17 protein-coding genes and 1 pseudogene are annotated in these 16,123 nt (G+C 73.9%); 7 read left to right on the top strand and 11 right to left on the bottom strand.

Annotated elements, in window-relative coordinates; genetic code table 11:
- Nucleotides 1-50 precede the first annotated feature (50 nt).
- Nucleotides 51-1,536, bottom strand: a pseudogene (gene dacB, locus L6E17_RS30730) (D-alanyl-D-alanine carboxypeptidase/D-alanyl-D-alanine-endopeptidase).
- A gap of 149 nt (nucleotides 1,537-1,685) precedes the next feature.
- On the opposite strand from dacB, the gene L6E17_RS26635 reads away from it, so the two are divergent.
- From L6E17_RS26635 to L6E17_RS26625, 3 genes are all read left to right on the top strand, one after another.
- A complete protein-coding gene (locus L6E17_RS26635; protein WP_236243233.1) occupies nucleotides 1,686-2,180 on the top strand; it encodes an inorganic diphosphatase in 495 nt (164 codons plus the stop codon).
- A 158-nt stretch (nucleotides 2,181-2,338) separates the two neighbouring features.
- Nucleotides 2,339-4,015, top strand: coding sequence for a threonine/serine exporter ThrE family protein (locus L6E17_RS26630; protein ID WP_236243232.1), 1,677 nt, complete (start codon nucleotides 2,339-2,341; stop codon nucleotides 4,013-4,015).
- A 465-nt stretch (nucleotides 4,016-4,480) separates the two neighbouring features.
- Nucleotides 4,481-5,467 carry a DUF368 domain-containing protein gene (locus tag L6E17_RS26625; protein WP_268985664.1) on the top strand — a complete coding sequence of 329 codons (987 nt, stop codon included), beginning with the start codon at nucleotides 4,481-4,483 and terminating at the stop codon, nucleotides 5,465-5,467.
- Between the two features lie 487 nt (nucleotides 5,468-5,954).
- On the opposite strand, the gene L6E17_RS26620 is transcribed toward L6E17_RS26625, so the two are convergent.
- The 5 genes from L6E17_RS26620 to L6E17_RS26600 form a co-directional block, all read right to left on the bottom strand.
- Complete coding sequence (locus L6E17_RS26620; protein WP_236243231.1) at nucleotides 5,955-6,716, bottom strand: MerR family transcriptional regulator; 762 nt, start codon at nucleotides 6,714-6,716, stop codon at nucleotides 5,955-5,957.
- A gap of 85 nt (nucleotides 6,717-6,801) precedes the next feature.
- Entirely contained in the window at nucleotides 6,802-7,443 is a 642-nt protein-coding gene (locus L6E17_RS26615; RefSeq protein ID WP_236243230.1) for a PadR family transcriptional regulator, read from the bottom strand.
- 64 nt (nucleotides 7,444-7,507) lie between these two features.
- Entirely contained in the window at nucleotides 7,508-8,056 is a 549-nt protein-coding gene (locus L6E17_RS26610; RefSeq protein ID WP_236243229.1) for a DinB family protein, read from the bottom strand.
- A gap of 164 nt (nucleotides 8,057-8,220) precedes the next feature.
- The gene (locus L6E17_RS26605; RefSeq protein ID WP_236243228.1) at nucleotides 8,221-9,678 is read right to left on the bottom strand and encodes an aldehyde dehydrogenase family protein; all 1,458 of its coding nucleotides are present in this window, start codon (nucleotides 9,676-9,678) and stop codon (nucleotides 8,221-8,223) included.
- Nucleotides 9,679-9,818: 140 nt separating this feature from the next.
- Nucleotides 9,819-10,700, bottom strand: coding sequence for a helix-turn-helix transcriptional regulator (locus tag L6E17_RS26600; protein WP_236243227.1), 882 nt, complete (start codon nucleotides 10,698-10,700; stop codon nucleotides 9,819-9,821).
- A 288-nt stretch (nucleotides 10,701-10,988) separates the two neighbouring features.
- On the opposite strand from L6E17_RS26600, the gene L6E17_RS26595 reads away from it, so the two are divergent.
- The gene (locus L6E17_RS26595) at nucleotides 10,989-11,498 is read left to right on the top strand and encodes an ATP-binding protein (RefSeq protein ID WP_236243226.1); all 510 of its coding nucleotides are present in this window, start codon (nucleotides 10,989-10,991) and stop codon (nucleotides 11,496-11,498) included.
- Nucleotides 11,499-12,172: 674 nt separating this feature from the next.
- On the opposite strand, the gene L6E17_RS26590 is transcribed toward L6E17_RS26595, so the two are convergent.
- The 5 genes from L6E17_RS26590 to rpmG form a co-directional block, all read right to left on the bottom strand.
- Nucleotides 12,173-12,412 (bottom strand): DUF397 domain-containing protein, encoded by a 240-nt coding sequence (locus tag L6E17_RS26590; protein ID WP_236243225.1) that lies wholly within the window; start codon nucleotides 12,410-12,412, stop codon nucleotides 12,173-12,175.
- Between the two features lie 341 nt (nucleotides 12,413-12,753).
- Nucleotides 12,754-12,999 (bottom strand): 30S ribosomal protein S18, encoded by a 246-nt coding sequence (gene rpsR / locus L6E17_RS26585; protein WP_236243224.1) that lies wholly within the window; start codon nucleotides 12,997-12,999, stop codon nucleotides 12,754-12,756.
- Between the two features lie 3 nt (nucleotides 13,000-13,002).
- On the bottom strand, nucleotides 13,003-14,142 hold the full coding sequence (locus L6E17_RS26580) for a GTP-binding protein (RefSeq protein WP_236243223.1): 1,140 nt from the start codon (nucleotides 14,140-14,142) through the stop codon (nucleotides 13,003-13,005).
- The gene (locus L6E17_RS26575; RefSeq protein WP_236243222.1) at nucleotides 14,142-14,396 is read right to left on the bottom strand and encodes a type B 50S ribosomal protein L31; all 255 of its coding nucleotides are present in this window, start codon (nucleotides 14,394-14,396) and stop codon (nucleotides 14,142-14,144) included. Before L6E17_RS26575 ends, L6E17_RS26580 begins: the two co-directional genes overlap by 1 nt.
- Nucleotides 14,397-14,401: 5 nt before the next feature.
- Entirely contained in the window at nucleotides 14,402-14,566 is a 165-nt protein-coding gene (rpmG, locus tag L6E17_RS26570; protein ID WP_026252351.1) for a 50S ribosomal protein L33, read from the bottom strand.
- Nucleotides 14,567-14,628: 62 nt separating this feature from the next.
- Between rpmG and rpmB the strand changes: the two genes are divergently transcribed.
- The 3 genes from rpmB (at nucleotide 14,629) to L6E17_RS26555 (ending at nucleotide 15,768) form a co-directional block, all read left to right on the top strand.
- On the top strand, nucleotides 14,629-14,865 hold the full coding sequence (gene rpmB, locus L6E17_RS26565; protein WP_236243221.1) for a 50S ribosomal protein L28: 237 nt from the start codon (nucleotides 14,629-14,631) through the stop codon (nucleotides 14,863-14,865).
- Nucleotides 14,865-15,170 carry a 30S ribosomal protein S14 gene (rpsN, locus tag L6E17_RS26560; RefSeq protein WP_071272990.1) on the top strand — a complete coding sequence of 102 codons (306 nt, stop codon included), beginning with the start codon at nucleotides 14,865-14,867 and terminating at the stop codon, nucleotides 15,168-15,170. The genes rpmB and rpsN overlap by 1 nt, the downstream gene beginning before the upstream one ends.
- Before the next feature lie 67 nt (nucleotides 15,171-15,237).
- On the top strand, nucleotides 15,238-15,768 hold the full coding sequence (locus L6E17_RS26555; protein WP_236243289.1) for a hypothetical protein: 531 nt from the start codon (nucleotides 15,238-15,240) through the stop codon (nucleotides 15,766-15,768).
- Nucleotides 15,769-16,123: the final 355 nt, after the last annotated feature.

The following is a 16,123-nucleotide window of genomic DNA, read 5'->3' as shown; positions in this document are numbered from 1 at the left end:
GCCGCATCGGTGAGGGCGCGCGGGCGGGCGGAGTACGGCTGGTGGGGGTTCTACGCGCGCGGGGCGGGTGCGGTGAGGGCGGTGGCGAGGGCGTCGAGGGCGGGTTGGGCGGTGTGGGGGGAGGGGGTGTCGGAGGCGAGGAACGCGAAGGCCAGGAGGCGGCCGTCGGCGGTGGCGGCGAGGCCGGAGAGGGTGTTGACGCCGGTGAGGGTGCCGGTTTTGGCGCGGATGAGGCCGGCGGCGGGCGAGTCGGGGGCGTAGCGCTCCTTGAGGGTGCCGCTGAAGCCGCCGACGGGGAGGCCGGTGAGGACGGGGCGCAGGGCGGGGTGGCGGGGGTCGGCGGCGCGTACGAGGAGGGTGGTGAGGAGGCGGGCGGTGAGGCGGGTGCGGCGGTCGAGGCCGCTGCCGTCGGTGATGCGGGTGTGGTCGAGGGGGATGCCGAGCCGTCCGAGTTCGGCGCGTACGGCGGCGCCGGCGCCGGTGAAGGTGGCGGGGTGGCCGGTGGCGCGGGCGGTGTGCCGGGCGAGGGCTTCGGCGAGGTCGTTGTCGCTGTGGGTGAGGGTGCGTTCGACGAGGGTGGAGAGCGGCGCGGAGCGGGTGCGGGCCAGGGTGGTGGCGTTTTCGGGGCTGCGGGCGGCGGTGGGGGTGCCGGTGAGGGCGACGCCTTGGGCGCGCAGCAGCGCGGCGAAGGCGCGGGCGGTGTCGCCTGCCGGGTCGGCGGAGCGGGGGCGGGGCCGTGGGTGGAGCCGTCGAGGCGGGCCGCGCTGGTCATGAGCGCGGTGACGGGGGCGAGGTTCGCGTTGACGCCGATGGGGTGGCGGGTGGGGCCGGGGAAGAGGGAGGTGTCGTAGGTGAGGGCGGCGGCCGCGGGTGCTTTCGTGCCGTCCGGGTGGGCGGTGCGCAGGGCGCGGGCAGTGTCCCGGGCGAGTGCGGTGAGGCGGGTCCGGTCCAGGGTGGGGTCGCCGCCGCCGACGAGGGTGAGGCGCCGGGGGTGGGCGGGGTCGGCGGTGACGGTCGTGGTGAGCCGGTGGTCGGGGCCGAGGGCGGCGAGGGCGGCGGCCGCGGTGGCGAGCTTGACGGTCGACGCGGGGGTCATGGGGGTGGTGTCGCCGCTGCCGTACAGCGGGCGGCCGGTGGTCGCGTCGACGACGGACGCGGTGCGCAGGGGGCCGAGGCCCGGGTCGTGCAGCAGCGGGCCGAGGGCGGCGGCGAGGCCGGCGTCGGGGGCTGCGGTCGCGTCGCCGGGGGTTGCGGTCGCGGCGGGCGCGGCGGGCCCGGTGAGGGGGTGAGGGCGGTGAGGACCGGGGGTGCGCTGGGGGCGGGTGCCGGCGCGGGGCGGGGCGGTGCGGGTGCCGGGGAGGGCGAGGCGGGCCCGTGATGTGCGCCACCTGTGGGGGCGGGGGCGGCCGCGCGGAGCCGCTCGGCCGTACGCTGGCCCCCGTCCCAGGGCCCGGCCAGTCCGGCCGCCGTGGCGGCCAGGACCAGTCCGAGGACGGCGGAGCCCGCCGTCAGGCGCAGGACCTTCCGCTCCGGCACGGCTGACCAGCCCCTTTCGCGAGCACGTGGTGGCGTGAGGGACACTTAACCACCGAGCTGGGCCGCGCTCACGACCTGCCGGTGCCTTCGGCGCCGGGTCGCGTCCGTCCCGTCACCCGACACTGTGCTGATCCTTGGAGGAGCCACCCGTGGAGTTCGACGTCTGCATCGAGATTCCGAAGGGTTCGCGGAACAAGTACGAGGTGGACCACGAGACCGGTCGTATCCGTCTCGACCGCCACCTGTTCACGTCGACGGTCTACCCGGCCGACTACGGCTTCGTCGAGGGCACCCTGGGTGAGGACGGCGACCCGCTGGACGCGCTCGTCATCCTCGACGAGCCGACCTTCCCCGGCGTGCTGGTGAAGTGCCGCGCCATCGGCATGTTCCGCATGACGGACGAGGCCGGCGGCGACGACAAGCTGCTGTGCGTCCCGGCGGGCGACCCGCGGATGGACCACCTGCAGGACATCCACAACGTGCCGGAGTTCGACCGCCTGGAGATCCAGCACTTCTTCGAGGTGTACAAGGACCTGGAGCCCGGCAAGTCGGTCGAGGGCGCGAACTGGGTGGGCCGCGCCGAGGCCGAGGCCGAGATCGAGGCGTCCGTGAAGCGCCTGGCGGCGCAGGGCAGCGCTCACTGAGCCGGTCCTCTTCGTCCGTGCGGCGGGCGGTGCACCTGTGAGGTGCGCCGCCCGCCTCGCGTTGCGGCGCGGTTCCGTGCCCATACTGGGCGGGGCGGGGGGCATACGAGGGGGACGGGGGCGACCGGACGGGCAGCGGAAGTGAGGGCAGGGCGCGAGTGGTGGCGGAGCAGCCGCACGGTGACGAGGAGGACCGCAAGCCGCAGTCGGACGAGGCGCACAGCGCCTTCACGCCGCCTGCCGGGGTGCAGGCCCCCGGGTTGCCTGAGGACGACCATCCGACGTCGGAGTTCGCCCTTCCGGAGGGTCTGGAGGGGCTGACCGAGCAGGCGGACGAGCCGGAGAGGTCGGCGTTCGCGCCGCCGTCGACCTGGACGACGGCCACGTTCGACGCGCGTCTGGCCCATCCGGCGTACACGCCGGCGCAGGGCGGGCCCGCGGTGCGGCTGTCGAAGGACGCGCCGTGGCAGGACCGGATGCGGACGATGCTGCGGATGCCGGTGGGTGACCGGCCGGTGCCCGAGGCGATCCAGCGGCAGGAGGAGGGCAGCGGGCCCGCGGTGCCGCGCGTGCTGGACCTGACCCTGCGCATCGGGGAGCTGCTGCTGGCGGGCGGTGAGGGCGCCGAGGACGTCGAAGCGGCGATGTTCGCGATCTGCCAGGCGTACGGCTTGGACCGCTGCGAGCCCACGGTGACGTTCACGCTGCTGTCGGTCACGCACCAGCCGTCGCTGGTGGACGACCCGGTGACGGCGAGCCGGACGGTGCGGCGGCGGGGCACGGACTACACCCGGCTGACCGCGGTCTACCAGCTGGTCGCGGACATCAGCGCCGCCGATCACGACGTGACGCTGGAGGAGGCGTACCGGCGGCTGGCGCTGATACGCCGCAACCGGCACCCGTACCCCGGGTGGGCGCTGACGACCGCGGCGGGCGGTCTGGCCGGGGCGGCGTCGGTGCTGCTGGGCGGCGGCCTGTGGGTGTTCCTGATCGCGGCGGCCGGGGCGATGCTGGGCGACCGGCTGGCCTGGCTGGCGGCGGGGCGCGGGCTGCCGGAGTTCTACCAGTTCGCGGTGGCGGCGGTGCCGCCGGCGGCGCTGGGCGTGGCGGTGAGCCTGCTGCACTGGGACCTGCGGCCGTCGGCGGTGATCACCGGTGGGCTGTTCGCGCTGATCCCGGGGCGGGCTCTCGTGGCGGCGGTGCAGGACGGGCTGACGGGTTTCTACATCACGGCGTCGGCGCGGCTGCTGGAGGTCGCGTACTTCTTCGTCGCGATCGTGGTGGGGGTGCTGACGGCGCTGTACGTGGGGGTGCATCTGGGCGCGAAGCTGAACCCGGAGGGCACGGTCGCGCCGGTGGAGCGGCCGGGGGTGCAGATCGCGGCGGCGATGGTGCTGTCGCTGACGTTCGCGGTGCTGCTCCAGCAGGAGCGGTCCACGGTGCTGTTCGCGATGCTGAACGGCGCGGTGGCGTGGGTGGTGTTCGCCGCGATCGCGATGACGGCGAACGGGTCGGCGGTGCTGGCGACGGCGGTGGCGGCCGGGCTCGTGGGGCTCTTCGGGCAGTTGAGGGCGCGCTACGAGCACACGTCGTCGCTGCCGTACGTGACGGCGGCGATCGGGCCGCTGCTGCCCGGTTCGGCGACGTACTACGGCGTGCTGAACATTGCGCAGAACCGTATCGACGCGGGTTTCGCGTCGCTGGCGCGGGCGGCCGCGCTGGCGCTGGCCATCGCGATCGGTGTGAACCTGGGCGGTGAGCTGGCGCGGATGTTCCTGCGGGCGCCGGGGTCGGCGGCGGCGCGCCGGGCGGCGAAGCGGACAAGGGGCTTCTGACACACGGCACGGCCGCGGGTGCGGGCGGGCGCCCGGCGGCCCGGGGTGGCCGCCGTGCGCGGGTCGGCTGCCTGCGCGGGTCGGCTGCCGACGGACCGGGGTGGCCGCGTGTTCGGGTGGACGCGGGCGCGGGTCGGCTGCCGGCGGACCGGGGTGGCGGCGGGCGCGGGTGGGCGCGGGCGCGGGTCGGCTGCCGGCGGACCGGGGTGGCGGCGGGCGCGGGTGGGCGCGGTGGGCTTGCGGCGGTCCGGGGTGGCCGTGTGTGCCGGGGGTCGGGGTGGCCGTGGGAGCGGGTGGGCGCCCGGCGGGTGTCGGCGGGTGTCGGTGGGGGTGCGGCTGCCGGGCCGGGGTGCCGACGGGCCTGGGAGGGCCGACAGGTCGACCTCCTAGGATGGTTGCCACCCACCCCCACCCGCCTCCAGGACGGTGCGCGCTTGCGCCGTCCCGCTACGAAACCGGGAGACCATGGCTAAGCTGGCCGGCCCCCACCTGTTCAACGCGTTCCGCGGCTCGCTCATCGGGGCGGCCGAGGCCGTTCCGGGCATCAGCGGCGGCACCGTCGCCCTGATCACGGGCGTGTACGAGAAGCTCATCGGCGGTGCGGGCCATCTGACGAGCGCGGTGCGCATCGCCGCGTCGGACCTTCCCCGCGGGAAGGGCGTGGCGAGGGCGCGCGCCGAGGCCGGGAAGGTCGACTGGCAGGTCGTCGTCCCGCTGCTGATCGGCATGGGCGCGGCGCTGGTGGTGGCCGCCAGGCTGCTCGCCCCGCTGATCAAGGAGCACCCGCAGTACGCGTACGCGGTGTTCTTCGGGCTGGTGCTGGCGTCGCTGTACGTGCCGTACGCCAGCTCGGGCCAGCGCTGGCGCCCGCTGGACTACGTGCTGGGGCTGGCGGTGGCCGCCGGGACCTTCGTGCTGACGGGGCTGCCGCCCGCGCAGGTGCCCACGCACCCGGTGATCGTCGCCGCGGCGGGTGCCGTGGCGATCTGCGCGCTGGTCCTGCCGGGGGTGTCCGGCTCCTTCCTGCTGCTGACGCTGGGCCTGTACGAGCCGACCATCGACGCGGTCAACGAGCGGGACTTCGGCCACCTCGGGGCGTTCGCGTTCGGCTGCGTGATCGGTCTGGCGCTGTTCGTGAAGCTGCTGAAGTGGCTGCTGGAGAACTACCACCACATCACGCTGGTGGTCATGACCGGTCTCATGGCGGGCTCGCTGCGGGCCCTGTGGCCGTGGCAGGAGGAGGACCGCACGCTGCTCGCGCCGAGCGGCGAGGTGGCCCTGACGTTCGGGCTCGCGGCGATCGGCGCCCTTGTCGTGGTCGCCGTCCTGGTGGTGGAGCACCGGGTGAAGGCCCGCGCGGTGGCCGTCCCGGCCGGGCGCGGGCGGCACGCGCGCGTGCCGGCGCCGGAGGCGGACCAGCAGTACGCCGGTGACGGAGCCCGCAGGGGCTGAGGCCCGTCCGACGGCGGGCGCGGCGCCGCCCGGCACCCCGGAGAGGGGGCCGGGCGGCGCCGCGCTTGTGTACGGAGGACCGGGGCGGTCCGGCCGCCCCGGTCGCCCGGGGCGGGCGGCCGACCGTTGCGGATCCCGCGCCTCCCCTGCGGACGCGGGACGGCTCCGCCGGCGTGCGGCACCGAGCGGGATGCGCGGCGCCGGCACCAGCGGGGCTGCCGGTCCGGCGCGGGGCGGGGAGCCGCGCAGCTCCCGCACCGGGCGGGACACCGCCCGACTCCGGCGCCCCGCACCAAGCACCGGGCGCCCCGCGGCGCGGGACACCGCCCCGCTCCGACGCCGCACCGCCCTCCCCGGGCACCGGGCACCGGGCACCGGGCACCGGGCACCGGGCACCGGGCACCGGGCACCGCACAGTGTGAGTGCCGCGCGGCCCGCGCCCTGGCGACACGGCCCGGACGCGGCAGGCGCCGCGCACAGGCGCGCCTCAGGCGGTCCTGCGGTCCGCGTTGGCGTGGATCGCCGCGCGCAGGTGCTCGGCGAGCCCGGGGCGGATGGCGTCGTAGAACGCCTTGAAGCGCTCGTCCTGCACGTACATGTCCGCGAGGCACCGCTGCATCTCGTACGGGCACTCGTAGTACCAGCGGTTGATGCTCTGCCGGTGCTCCTCGGCCATGTCCATGGCCCGTTCGGAGGTCGGCTCCTCGCCGGCCTCCATCAGCGCCGCGTAGCGCTCGCCCCAGTCCTTCGCCTCGTCCTGGACGCGCTGCCAGTCCTCCTTGGTGTAGCGGGAGGTGCGGCGCTGCGACTCCTTGTACGCGTCGGTGCCGCCCCAGCGCTGCTCGGCCTCCTCGGCGTACTGCTCGGGGTCGTGGTCCCCGAACACCTCGAACTTCTCCTCGGGCGTGAGGTTGATGCCCATCTTCCTGGCCTCCATGGCGTGTTCGACGGCCTCGGCCATCTTCTGCAGTTCGTCGATCCGCGCGGTCAGCAGGCGGTGCTGGCGCCGCAGGTGCTCCTGCGGGTCCGCACCCGGATCGTCGAGCAGGGCCGTGACCTGGTCGAGCGGGAAGCCGAGCTCCCGGTAGAACAGGATCTGCTGCAGCCGGTCGAGGTCCTCGTCCTCGTAGCGGCGGTGCCCGGCGGCGCTGCGGCCGCTCGGGCGGAGCAGCCCGATCTCGTCGTAGTGGTGCAGGGTGCGCACCGTGACCCCGGCGAATCCGGCGACCTGTCCCACGGAATAGCTCATGGCCGTCCCGCTCCCTTCCTTCGGTACGCCCTCAAGCCTGGGTCCTCACGCGACGTGAGGTGCAAGCCGGAAAGCCGGGCCGGTGTCAGGTGCGGTCGCCGGGGTGCGTCGCGCCGGTCGCGTACGGGTTGTCCTGGCCGTCGGCGAGGACGCCCCGGAAGGGCTCGCCCTCGCCCGCGAAGGTGTACGCGCCGCCTTCGATGCGGTCGATGAGGCCGCGGGTCCAGGCCGCCCCGGCGTCCGCCTGGTGCAGCCACAGGTGCATGATCTCGCCGATGTGGCCGAGCTGCTCGGCGCCGCCCTCGGGGATGTACTCCTCGGTGACCGTCGTCCGCCACCGCTCCAGTCCCTCGACGCGGCGCCGCAGCAGGGCGACGACCTCCTCGCGCGGCAGGTCGGCCAGGAAGCCCAGGGCAGCCGTGAGGCTGTCGGGCTTCTGGTCGTGCGCGGTCAGCGCCTCCCGCAGGAGCCTGAAGTACTCCTCGGTGCCCTTGCCGGTGATCTCGTACTCGGTGCGCGGCGGGCCCCCGGCCGTGCTGGGCGCGGTCTCGTGGGCCCGCAGCAGGCCCTGCTTGGCCATCTGCTTGAGGGCGTGGTAGATCGACCCGGGTTTGGCGTTCGACCACTCGTGGGCGCCCCAGTACTCCAGGTCGTTGCGGACCTGGTAGCCGTGTGCCCGCCCGTGCTGGCGTACGGCCCCGAGGACCAGAAGCCGGATCGCCGACATGCCCGCACCGTCCCTTCGCGCCTGCCATGGGCTGTGGGACGAGGGTACGGGCATGCCGTGTCCGCTACGACGCCTGCCCGCCCTGCTCCAGGGCGATGAGCTCGAACGACGTCCTGCCGTCCAGGGACTCGCGGATGATGTCGGCGTGGCCGGCGTGCCGTGCGAACTCCTGCACCAGGTGCAGGACGAGCCAGCGCACGGAGACCCGGCCGTCCTTGGGGAACCAGGGCGCCTCGGGCAGCGGGAAGGTGTCGTCGAGGCTCGGCACCGACCGGACGAACTCCTCGAACTCCTTGACGACGCCGTCCCAGAACGCGAGCACGCCGGGGACGTCCTCGTCGCCGGCGAGCCGGAACGCCTCCTGCCAGGTGTCCTGTGTGCGCTGCCGCTCGTTGGGCCGCTGCTGGGCCAGGCGGAGCCAGTTCAGCTCCACCTCGGCCGCGTGCTTGAGCAGGCCCGACAGGGACAGTTCGCTGGCACTGGGGCGGCTCGCCGCCTGCTCCTCGGTGAGGCCGAGCGCCGCGCGGCGGAGCGCGTCGCGCTGCGCCGCGACGAAGGAGAGCAGTGCGCCGCGCTCGTCGCCGTGCGCCTCCGCGGGGACAAGAGCAACCATGACCGGGTCCGCCTTTCGTTCGGTACCGGTGTGCCGCCGATCCGGCGGCACACCCCGTCGGCCGGTGCGACCCGGCGTCCGCGCCGTCGCATTGCCGACCTGACGTGTCCCACGCTACGGATCCAGGAGGTCAGATCCTGTCCGCTTTACCGCGGGTTCGCGGATCAGAACGGGAATCCGCTGCGCTGGTGCTGGATGGAGATCCACTTGTAGGTGGTGAAGGCGTCCACCGTCGCCTCGCCGTTGAGGCGGCCGACGCCGGAGTGCTTCTCCCCGCCGAAGGGGACGATGGGCTCGTCGTGGACGGTGCCGTCGTTGATGTGGATCATGCCGGTGCGGATCCGCCGGCCGAGTCGCACCCCGCGCTCGATGTCGCCGGTGTGGACGGCGCCGCTGAGCCCGTACGGGGTGTCGTTGGCGATCCGTACGGCCTCGTCGTCCCCGTCGAACGGGATGATCAGGGCGACCGGGCCGAAGATCTCCTGGGACAGGACGGCCGCGCCGGCCGGCACGTCGGTGAGGACGGTCGGGGGCACCACGTTGCCCTGGGTGCGGCCGCGTACCAGTGCGGTGGCGCCCGCCGCGACCGCCTGCTCCACGATCGAGGTGACCGCCTCGGCCTGGGCGGAGCTGATGAGGGGGCCGACGTGGGTCTCGGGGTCGGCGGGGTCGCCGGCCTTGAGGGTCTTCACCTTGGCGACGTACTTCTCGGTGAACTCCTCGGCGACGGAGCGGTCGACGAGGACGCGGTTGGCGGCCATGCAGACCTGGCCCTGGTGCACGAACCGGCTGAAGACCGCGGCGTCGACGGCGTAGTCGAGGTCGGCGTCGTCGAGGACGACGAGGGCGCTGTTGCCGCCGAGTTCCAGCACGGCCCGCTTGAAGTGGGCGGCGCAGACCCCTGCGACGTGCCGGCCGACCCGGTCGGAGCCGGTGAAGGAGATGACCGACGGCACCGGGTGCTCCAGCAGTGCGTCGCCGATCTCCGCGATGTCGGTCACGACGACGTTGAGCAGGCCGGGCGGCAGGCCCGCGTCCTCGAAGATCTTGGCGATGAGCGTGCCGCCGAGGACGGGGGTGTTCTGGTGCGGCTTGAGCACGACGCCGTTGCCGAGGGCCAGGGCCGGGGCGACGGACTTGATCGACAGGAAGAAGGGGAAGTTGAAGGGGCTGATCACCCCGACGACACCGGCGGGGATGCGGTAGACCCGGTTCTCCTTGCCGTCGATCGGCGAGGGCAGGATGCGGCCCTCGGCCCGCAGCGCGAGGCTCATGGACTCGCGTATGAACTCCTTGGCGAGGTGGATCTCGAAGCCGGCCTTGAGGCGCGTCCCGCCCAGCTCCGCGACGATCGCCTCGGTGATCTCCGCCTCGCGGTCCTCGATCAGCCGCAGCGCGCGCTCGAAGACGGTGCGCCGGGCGTAGGGGTTGGTCGCGGCCCAGGCGCGCTGTGCTCTCTCGGCGGCGCGGTACGCCTGGTCCACCTCGTCGACGGTGGCGACGGTGATGGAGGCGAGCTTCTCCTCGTTGTACGGGTTGACGTCGATGATGTCCCAGGAGCCGCCGCCGGGCCGCCACTCACCGTCGATGTACTGCAGGGCCAGATCTGTGAAGTAGGACATGCCATCCCTTCCGAAGGCCGGCGGAAGGGCCGGGGTGCGGCCCTCCGAGCCGGCTGCGCCGAGCGCCTGTGATGGGACGTCATCCTACGTGTGTGGCGCACGAGTTGGGGGTCTCCGGCAGATGAACCGGTGGTTGCGGCTCAGATCAGCTGGAGCAGTCCCCTGAGGACGTCGCGGCTCCCCTCGGGGTCCGGGCTGTCCTCGCGCAGCCGGTCCATCGCCCGCTCGTACTGGGCGACCTCCTCGGGCTTGTCGATGTACAGGGCGCCCGTCAGCTGCTCCAGGTAGACGATGTCGGAGAGGTCGGACTCGGGGAACCGCAGCATGGTGAAGGCGCCGCTCTCCCCGGAGTGCCCGCCGAAGCTGAACGGCATCACCTGGAGGGTGACGTTGGGCTGCTCGGAGATCTCGATGAGGTGCTTGAGCTGCTCCCGCATGACGGCCCGGTCGCCGTACGGGCGGCGCAGCGCCGCCTCGTCGAGAACGGCGTGGAACTGCGGGGCGCGTTCGGACACGAGGACTTTCTGCCGCTCCAGCCGGAGTGCGACCCGGCGGTCGATCTCGGCTTCGGGTGCGCCGGGCATGCCGCGGGCGACGACGGCGTGGGCGTACGCCTCGGTCTGGAGCAGTCCGTGGATGAACTGCACTTCGTAGATGCGGATGAGGGAGGCGGCCCCTTCGAGGCCGATGTAGGTCTGGAACCATCCGGGCAGCACGTCGCCGTAGCTGTGCCACCAGCCCGCGATGTTGGCCTCGCGGACGAGGCCGAGCAGCGCCTCGCGCTCCTGCTCGTCGGTGACGCCGTAGAGCGTCAGCAGGTCTTCGACGTCCCTCGCCTTGAAGCTCACCCGGCCCAACTCCAGACGGCTGATCTTGGATTCGGACGCGCGGATCGCGTATCCCGCGGCCTCGCGCGTGATGCCGCGCGACTCGCGCAGTCGCCGGAGCTGGGAGCCCAGCAGTATGCGGCGTACGAGGGAGCCGCCCGATTCCTTCGCGGTCACCTTTCCAACCCTCCCCATCGCTGGTGTGTACGACGGAGCGCCCCCAAGCCCCGAGGAAGCGGATTCTGCCACCAAAACGCTTCAGCCCGTACGCGAACGGTTACAGAGTGAGCAACTCTTCGGCCACAGCCGGAAGTTGGGCCCGGGGAAGATATGGCCAGAAACTCCGTGGGCTGGGACACGTCGGGCGCGTGCACGTGCATCTGCCCTTGCATCTGCCCCTGCCTTTCGGAACGATGGTCCCCGCGCACCTGCGTAGCCGTTCGTGTTGTAGCACCACAGCCGCGAAATCGGGGAGTGCCTCGCATGGGGACGAATGGATCGACCATGCTCGCGCCGTTAAGGCAGGGGCTTCCTCCGATCGACGCCGCGTCCGTGTCCAGCTCCGCGTCCTGCGCGCTGCCCGCCCGGTACGAGGCCGTGCGCGGCGCCCGCCAGTTCACCGACACGACCCTGGCGCAGTGGAACCTGAGCGACCGGTTCGACGACGTGGCGCTCGTGGTCTCGGAGCTGGTCACCAACGCCCTGCGGCACGCGCTGCCCGCCGACACCCCGCGGGACCACGCGCACGACCCGCCGGTCCGGCTGCACCTCATGCGCTGGGCGAGCCGCCTGGTGTGCGCGGTGCGCGACCCGAGCCCGCAGACGCCGCGGACGCCGGAACCGCGGACGGCCGAGGAGGACTTCTCGGCGGAGTCGGGGCGCGGACTGTTCCTCGTCGAGTCGTTCAGCGACAGCTGGGGCTGGCACCCGCTGGCGGGGACGCTGCACGGCAAGGTGGTCTGGGCGCTGTTCCGGCTGCCGGACCGCCCGTAGGCGTACGCACGGCGGGCGCACGGGCGCCGCGACCGCGAGGGGCCCCGCAGCGGGGCCCCTTTCCCGTGTCCGGACCGGGCCCCGGTCACGCCGGTCGGACCCGGCACGGACCGCGGGGCGCCACGGCCGCCGCGGGCGTACGCATCGGCGCGTGAGGGCCGCCGTACGCGCGGGGCCGCCACCCGGGCGGCGGCGCGCCCACGGGCGCCGCCGTCCACGCAGGCTGCCGTATGCGCCGCCGCGCACGACCGACTGCCCGCGCGCGGTCCGGCCGCGCACAGCGGGCGAGCACACACCGGGCGAGCACACACCTGGCGGCACACACCGGGCGGCGGCCCCACCCCGCGAAGACGGCGGCGCAGCGAGCGGACGCCCGCACACCGGGCAGGCGCAGCCCACACCGCAGGGGCAGCCGCACACCAGGCAGGCGCAGCCCACACCGCAGGGGCACCCGCACACCAAGCAGGCGCAGTCCACACCCGCAGGGGCGGCCGCACGCCGAGCGCGCGGCCTGCGTCGGAAGCCGGACTGGCCGCCCGTGGAGGGGCCGCCGCGCACCCGGCGGAGGACCGCACGCGAGGGATGAGCCCGCACAGCGCGAGGGCAGCCGTGCACCGTGCGCGGCCAGCCGCGCACCGCGCCACCCGCCCCGCGCGGCTCGGCCCGCCCGCGGTTCAGCTGTCGACGAGGTGGTCGAACTCGCCGTCCTTCACGCCGAGCAGCATCGCCTCGATCTCCGCGGGCGTGTAGACGAGCGCCGGCCCGTCGGGAAACCGGGAGTTGCGCACGGCCACGCCGCCTCCGGGCAGTTTCGCGAACTCCACACACGAGCCCTGGGAGTTGCTGTGCCGGCTCTTCTGCCAGACGACCCCATGAAGCTCTGTGGCTGCCATGCCGTTGTACACGTGGTGCACAGGACGCTCCCCGAGTCACATGAGTTGCATGAGTTGCCTTGAGTCACTGATGTTGCACTAGTCAACTATCCGGGATCATAGTCGCGTTCACTTGCAGGTGCATGAGCAGATGCACGTGCACGGGGGGTGGTCCTCCGACTACACAGACGCGCGAGAAGCCCCCCAGGCTCCCTCCACTTGTACCCATACGGAAAACGCCCGCCGACCGGCGGGCGCACAGGAGGCAAAAAAGGGGCCCTCACCGCGGCGGACACGGTGAGGGCCCCGGGAGGGCCCCGGCGGGGAGGACGTCCGGGACCCGGCGGATCCAGGTCACATGGATCCGAGCCGGAAACGACGGGTCAGCGGGGTGAGGACCCGTACGGCAGCAGGGCCATCTCGCGGGCGTTCTTGACGGCGCGGGCGATCTGCCGCTGCTGCTGTGCGGTGACGCGGGTGACGCGGCGGCTGCGGATCTTGCCGCGGTCGGAGATGAACTTCCGCAGCAGGTCGGTGTCCTTGTAGTCGATGTACGTGATGCCGTCGCGGTCCAGCGGGTTGGGGCGGGACTTGGCGGGCTTCCGGTCGCCGGAGCGGCGCGGGGACATGGTTCAGACCTCCAGGAGGGCGTCGAAGGCGGGCGGGAGCAGCTTCCAGGCCGAGCGGCCGGCGGCGTACTCCGCGTCGGTGAGCAGGCAGGAGTCGAGCAGTTCGGCGAGCCCCTCGCGGTCCAGTCCGGGCGAGACGAAGACCAGGTGCTGGCAGCGGTCGCCGTGCTCGGGGTCCCAGTCCATGGCGGCCGCGGCGCGGCGCACCGGCGGGACCATCTCCCACGCGGCGTCCGGCAGCGAGGCCAGCCACGGCCCGGCGCTCTCCACGCACAGGGCGCCGCCGGCGGCGTCCCAGTGCAGCAGCGTGTCCGGCCGGTCGGCGAGCCAGAACCGGCCGCGGCTGCGGGCGGCGGCGCAGGTCAGGTCCTCCAGCGCCGCGTACAGCCGCTCCGGGTGGAAGGGGCGGCGGCTGCGCCACACGTACGTGGCGACGCCGGCGGCGTCGGCCTCCTGCGGCAGCAGGGCGCAGGCCGGGTGCTGGGCGGCGGCCGCGGCCTCCACGTCGAACCCGGCCAGCACGGCGGCGGCCAGGTCCCCGTCCGGCACGGCCACGCGGCGGGCGGTGGGGTGCAGTTGGGCGAGGAGCTCGCGGTCCTCGTCGTCGGCCTCCTCGCTCTCCAGGACGGCGAGGACGGGCGCGTACTCCAGCTGGCGCGCCCAGGTGTCGGCGACGGTCCGCTGGTCGGTGGGCGCGGCGGCGAGGCCGGCGTCCGCCAGGTCGTCGCCGTTGCCGAGGTACGGCAGGACCAGCGCGGGGTCCACGGCGGTGACGACCCCGGTGAGGTCGAGCCCGGCGGCGGCGACGACCTCGGCCATCGCCTTGGGCTCGACGGAGTCCCACAGTTCGACGACGGCGAGCCGGGTCAGGCCCGCGTCGGCGAGCCGCTCCAGCTCGGGCACGAGGTCCTCGCGCAGGGCGCAGCACGCGCAGTCGTTGACCAGCGGCGTCTCTCCGCCGGAGAGCACGCCGGTGGCGTCCCGGACGGTGCGGAGGACCGCGCCGCGCTCGGCGGCGGCGGACAGGTCGTGGTGGAGCGCCACGCTGCCCGGGACGGTGGCCAGGAGCCGTTCGACGGCGGCCCTGCGGGCGTCGGAGTGCAGCCCGCCGACGATCGCGACGGACAGGGGGACGGAGGGCATCAGCGCACCCCGCGCTGCCCGTAACGCTTCTCGAAGCGCTCCACGCGCCCCGCGGTGTCGAGGACGCGGGCCTGCCCGGTGTAGAAGGGGTGGCTCGCGGAGGAGATCTCGACGTCGACGACGGGGTAGGTGCGGCCGTCCTCCCATTCGATCGTCTTGTCGCTGGTCATGGTCGACCTCGTGAGGAAGGCGAGGCCGCCGGCCTTGTCGCGGAAGACGACGGGGCCGTACGGGGGGTGGATTCCGGGCTTCACGGGGCTCAGCGCTCCTCTCGGAAGTCGACGTGCCGGCCGACGACCGGGTCGTACTTGCGCAGGGTCAGGCGGTCGGGGTCGTTCCGGCGGTTCTTGCGGGTGACGTAGGTGTAGCCGGTTCCGGCGGTGGACCGGAGCTTGATGATCGGGCGCAGTTCGTTGCGGGCCATGCGGCTAAGATAAATGGAAATGGTTTCCATTACCAAGCCCGTCCACGAGAGGTAGGTCACCCTTGTCCGCCCACTGCCAGCTGACCGGCGCCCAACCCGGCTTCGGCAACCGCATCTCGCACTCCCACCGGCGCACCCCGCGCCGCTTCGACCCGAACATCCAGCGCAAGCGCTACTGGCTGCCCAGCGAGGGCCGGTACGTGCGCCTCACGCTCAGCACCAAGGGCATCAAGACCGTCGACGTCATCGGCATCGAGGCCGCCGTGGCCCGGATCCGCGGCCGAGGGGGGAAGGTCTGATGGCGAAGAAGAGCAAGATCGCACGCAACGAGCACCGCAAGGCGGTCGTCGAGCGGTACGCCGCCCGCCGCGCGGAGCTCAAGGAGCTGATCCGCCGCCCCGGCACGCCGGAGGCCGAGCGCCTCGCCGCCCAGGCCGAGCTGCGCCGCCAGCCGCGCGACGCCAGCGCGACCCGGGTGCGCAACCGGGACAGCGTGGACGGCCGGCCGCGCGGCCACCTGCGGCAGTTCGGGATGTCCCGGGTCCGGGTCCGCGAGTCCGCGCACGCGGGCTTCCTGCCCGGGGTGCGCAAGTCCTCCTGGTAGGACGGCCGCGCGCGGCGGCCCCTGATAGCTTGGCGCGGTCTTTGCAACCGTGGAGGGGGACTTGATCGTGCGTACGCTCATCAGGAACGGTGCGGCGGCCGTGACCGCGCTCGCCGCGGCCGCCGCGCTCACCGCCTGCGGCTCGGACTCCGGCAAGAGCGCCGAACCGGCCGACGGCCCCGCGTCCGGCAGCCCGTCCGCCTCCGCCCCGGGCGGCCACGGCGGCCACGACGTGGCCCTCGCGGACGTCGAGGGCACCTGGAACGGGGCGGCGGACGGCAAGCCCGTCAGCCTCACCATCGGCCAGGGGCAGGCCGTCATGCTGGCCGAGGGCAGCATCTGCCAGGGCACGGCCACGCAGGCCGAGCACGTGGAGCTCGCGCTGTCCTGCCAGGGCGGTGCCGCGAAGCGGACGAAGGGCGTGGTGGAGTCGGCGGACGGCAAGCAGCTCGTCGTCGTGTGGGAGTCCGGCACCCGGGACACGCTGGCCAAGGCCCCCGACGCGGCGCCGACGGGCCTGCCCTCGGACATCCCGACCGACTTCCCGTCGGGGCTCCCGTCGGTGCCTCCGCTCCCCTCCCTCCCGCCCACCCCGTAAGCGCGGCGCCCTCGTGAGCGGGGCGCCCTCGTAAGTACGGCGCCCTCGTGAGCGGGGCGCCCTCGTAAGCACGGCGCCCTCGTGAGCGGGGCGCCGCGGGGGCGGACCGGAAGGGGCGCGTCAGCGGGGGCCGCATCGGCGCAGCCGAGCCGTACGGCAGCCGTACGGCAGTACAGCTTCCCACGGCAGGGCGCGGCGCCGGAAAGCAGCCGCTTCGGAAACACGGCCTCCAGAGGCGGAACCCCGCTCGTCAGCCGTCAGCCGTCAGCCGTCAGCCGTCAGCCGTCAGCGGCGCCGAACGCCGCGCGGCGGCAGTCGGTGCGGCGGCAGTCGCTGCGGCCACCACGTGGGCGCT

It is taken from the genome of Streptomyces sp. CC228A (assembly GCF_021390935.1).
Classification (GTDB): Bacteria; Actinomycetota; Actinomycetes; order Streptomycetales; family Streptomycetaceae; genus Streptomyces.
Note: the sequence above shows the minus strand (reverse complement) of the source record. Positions and strands in the feature narration are given on the sequence as shown.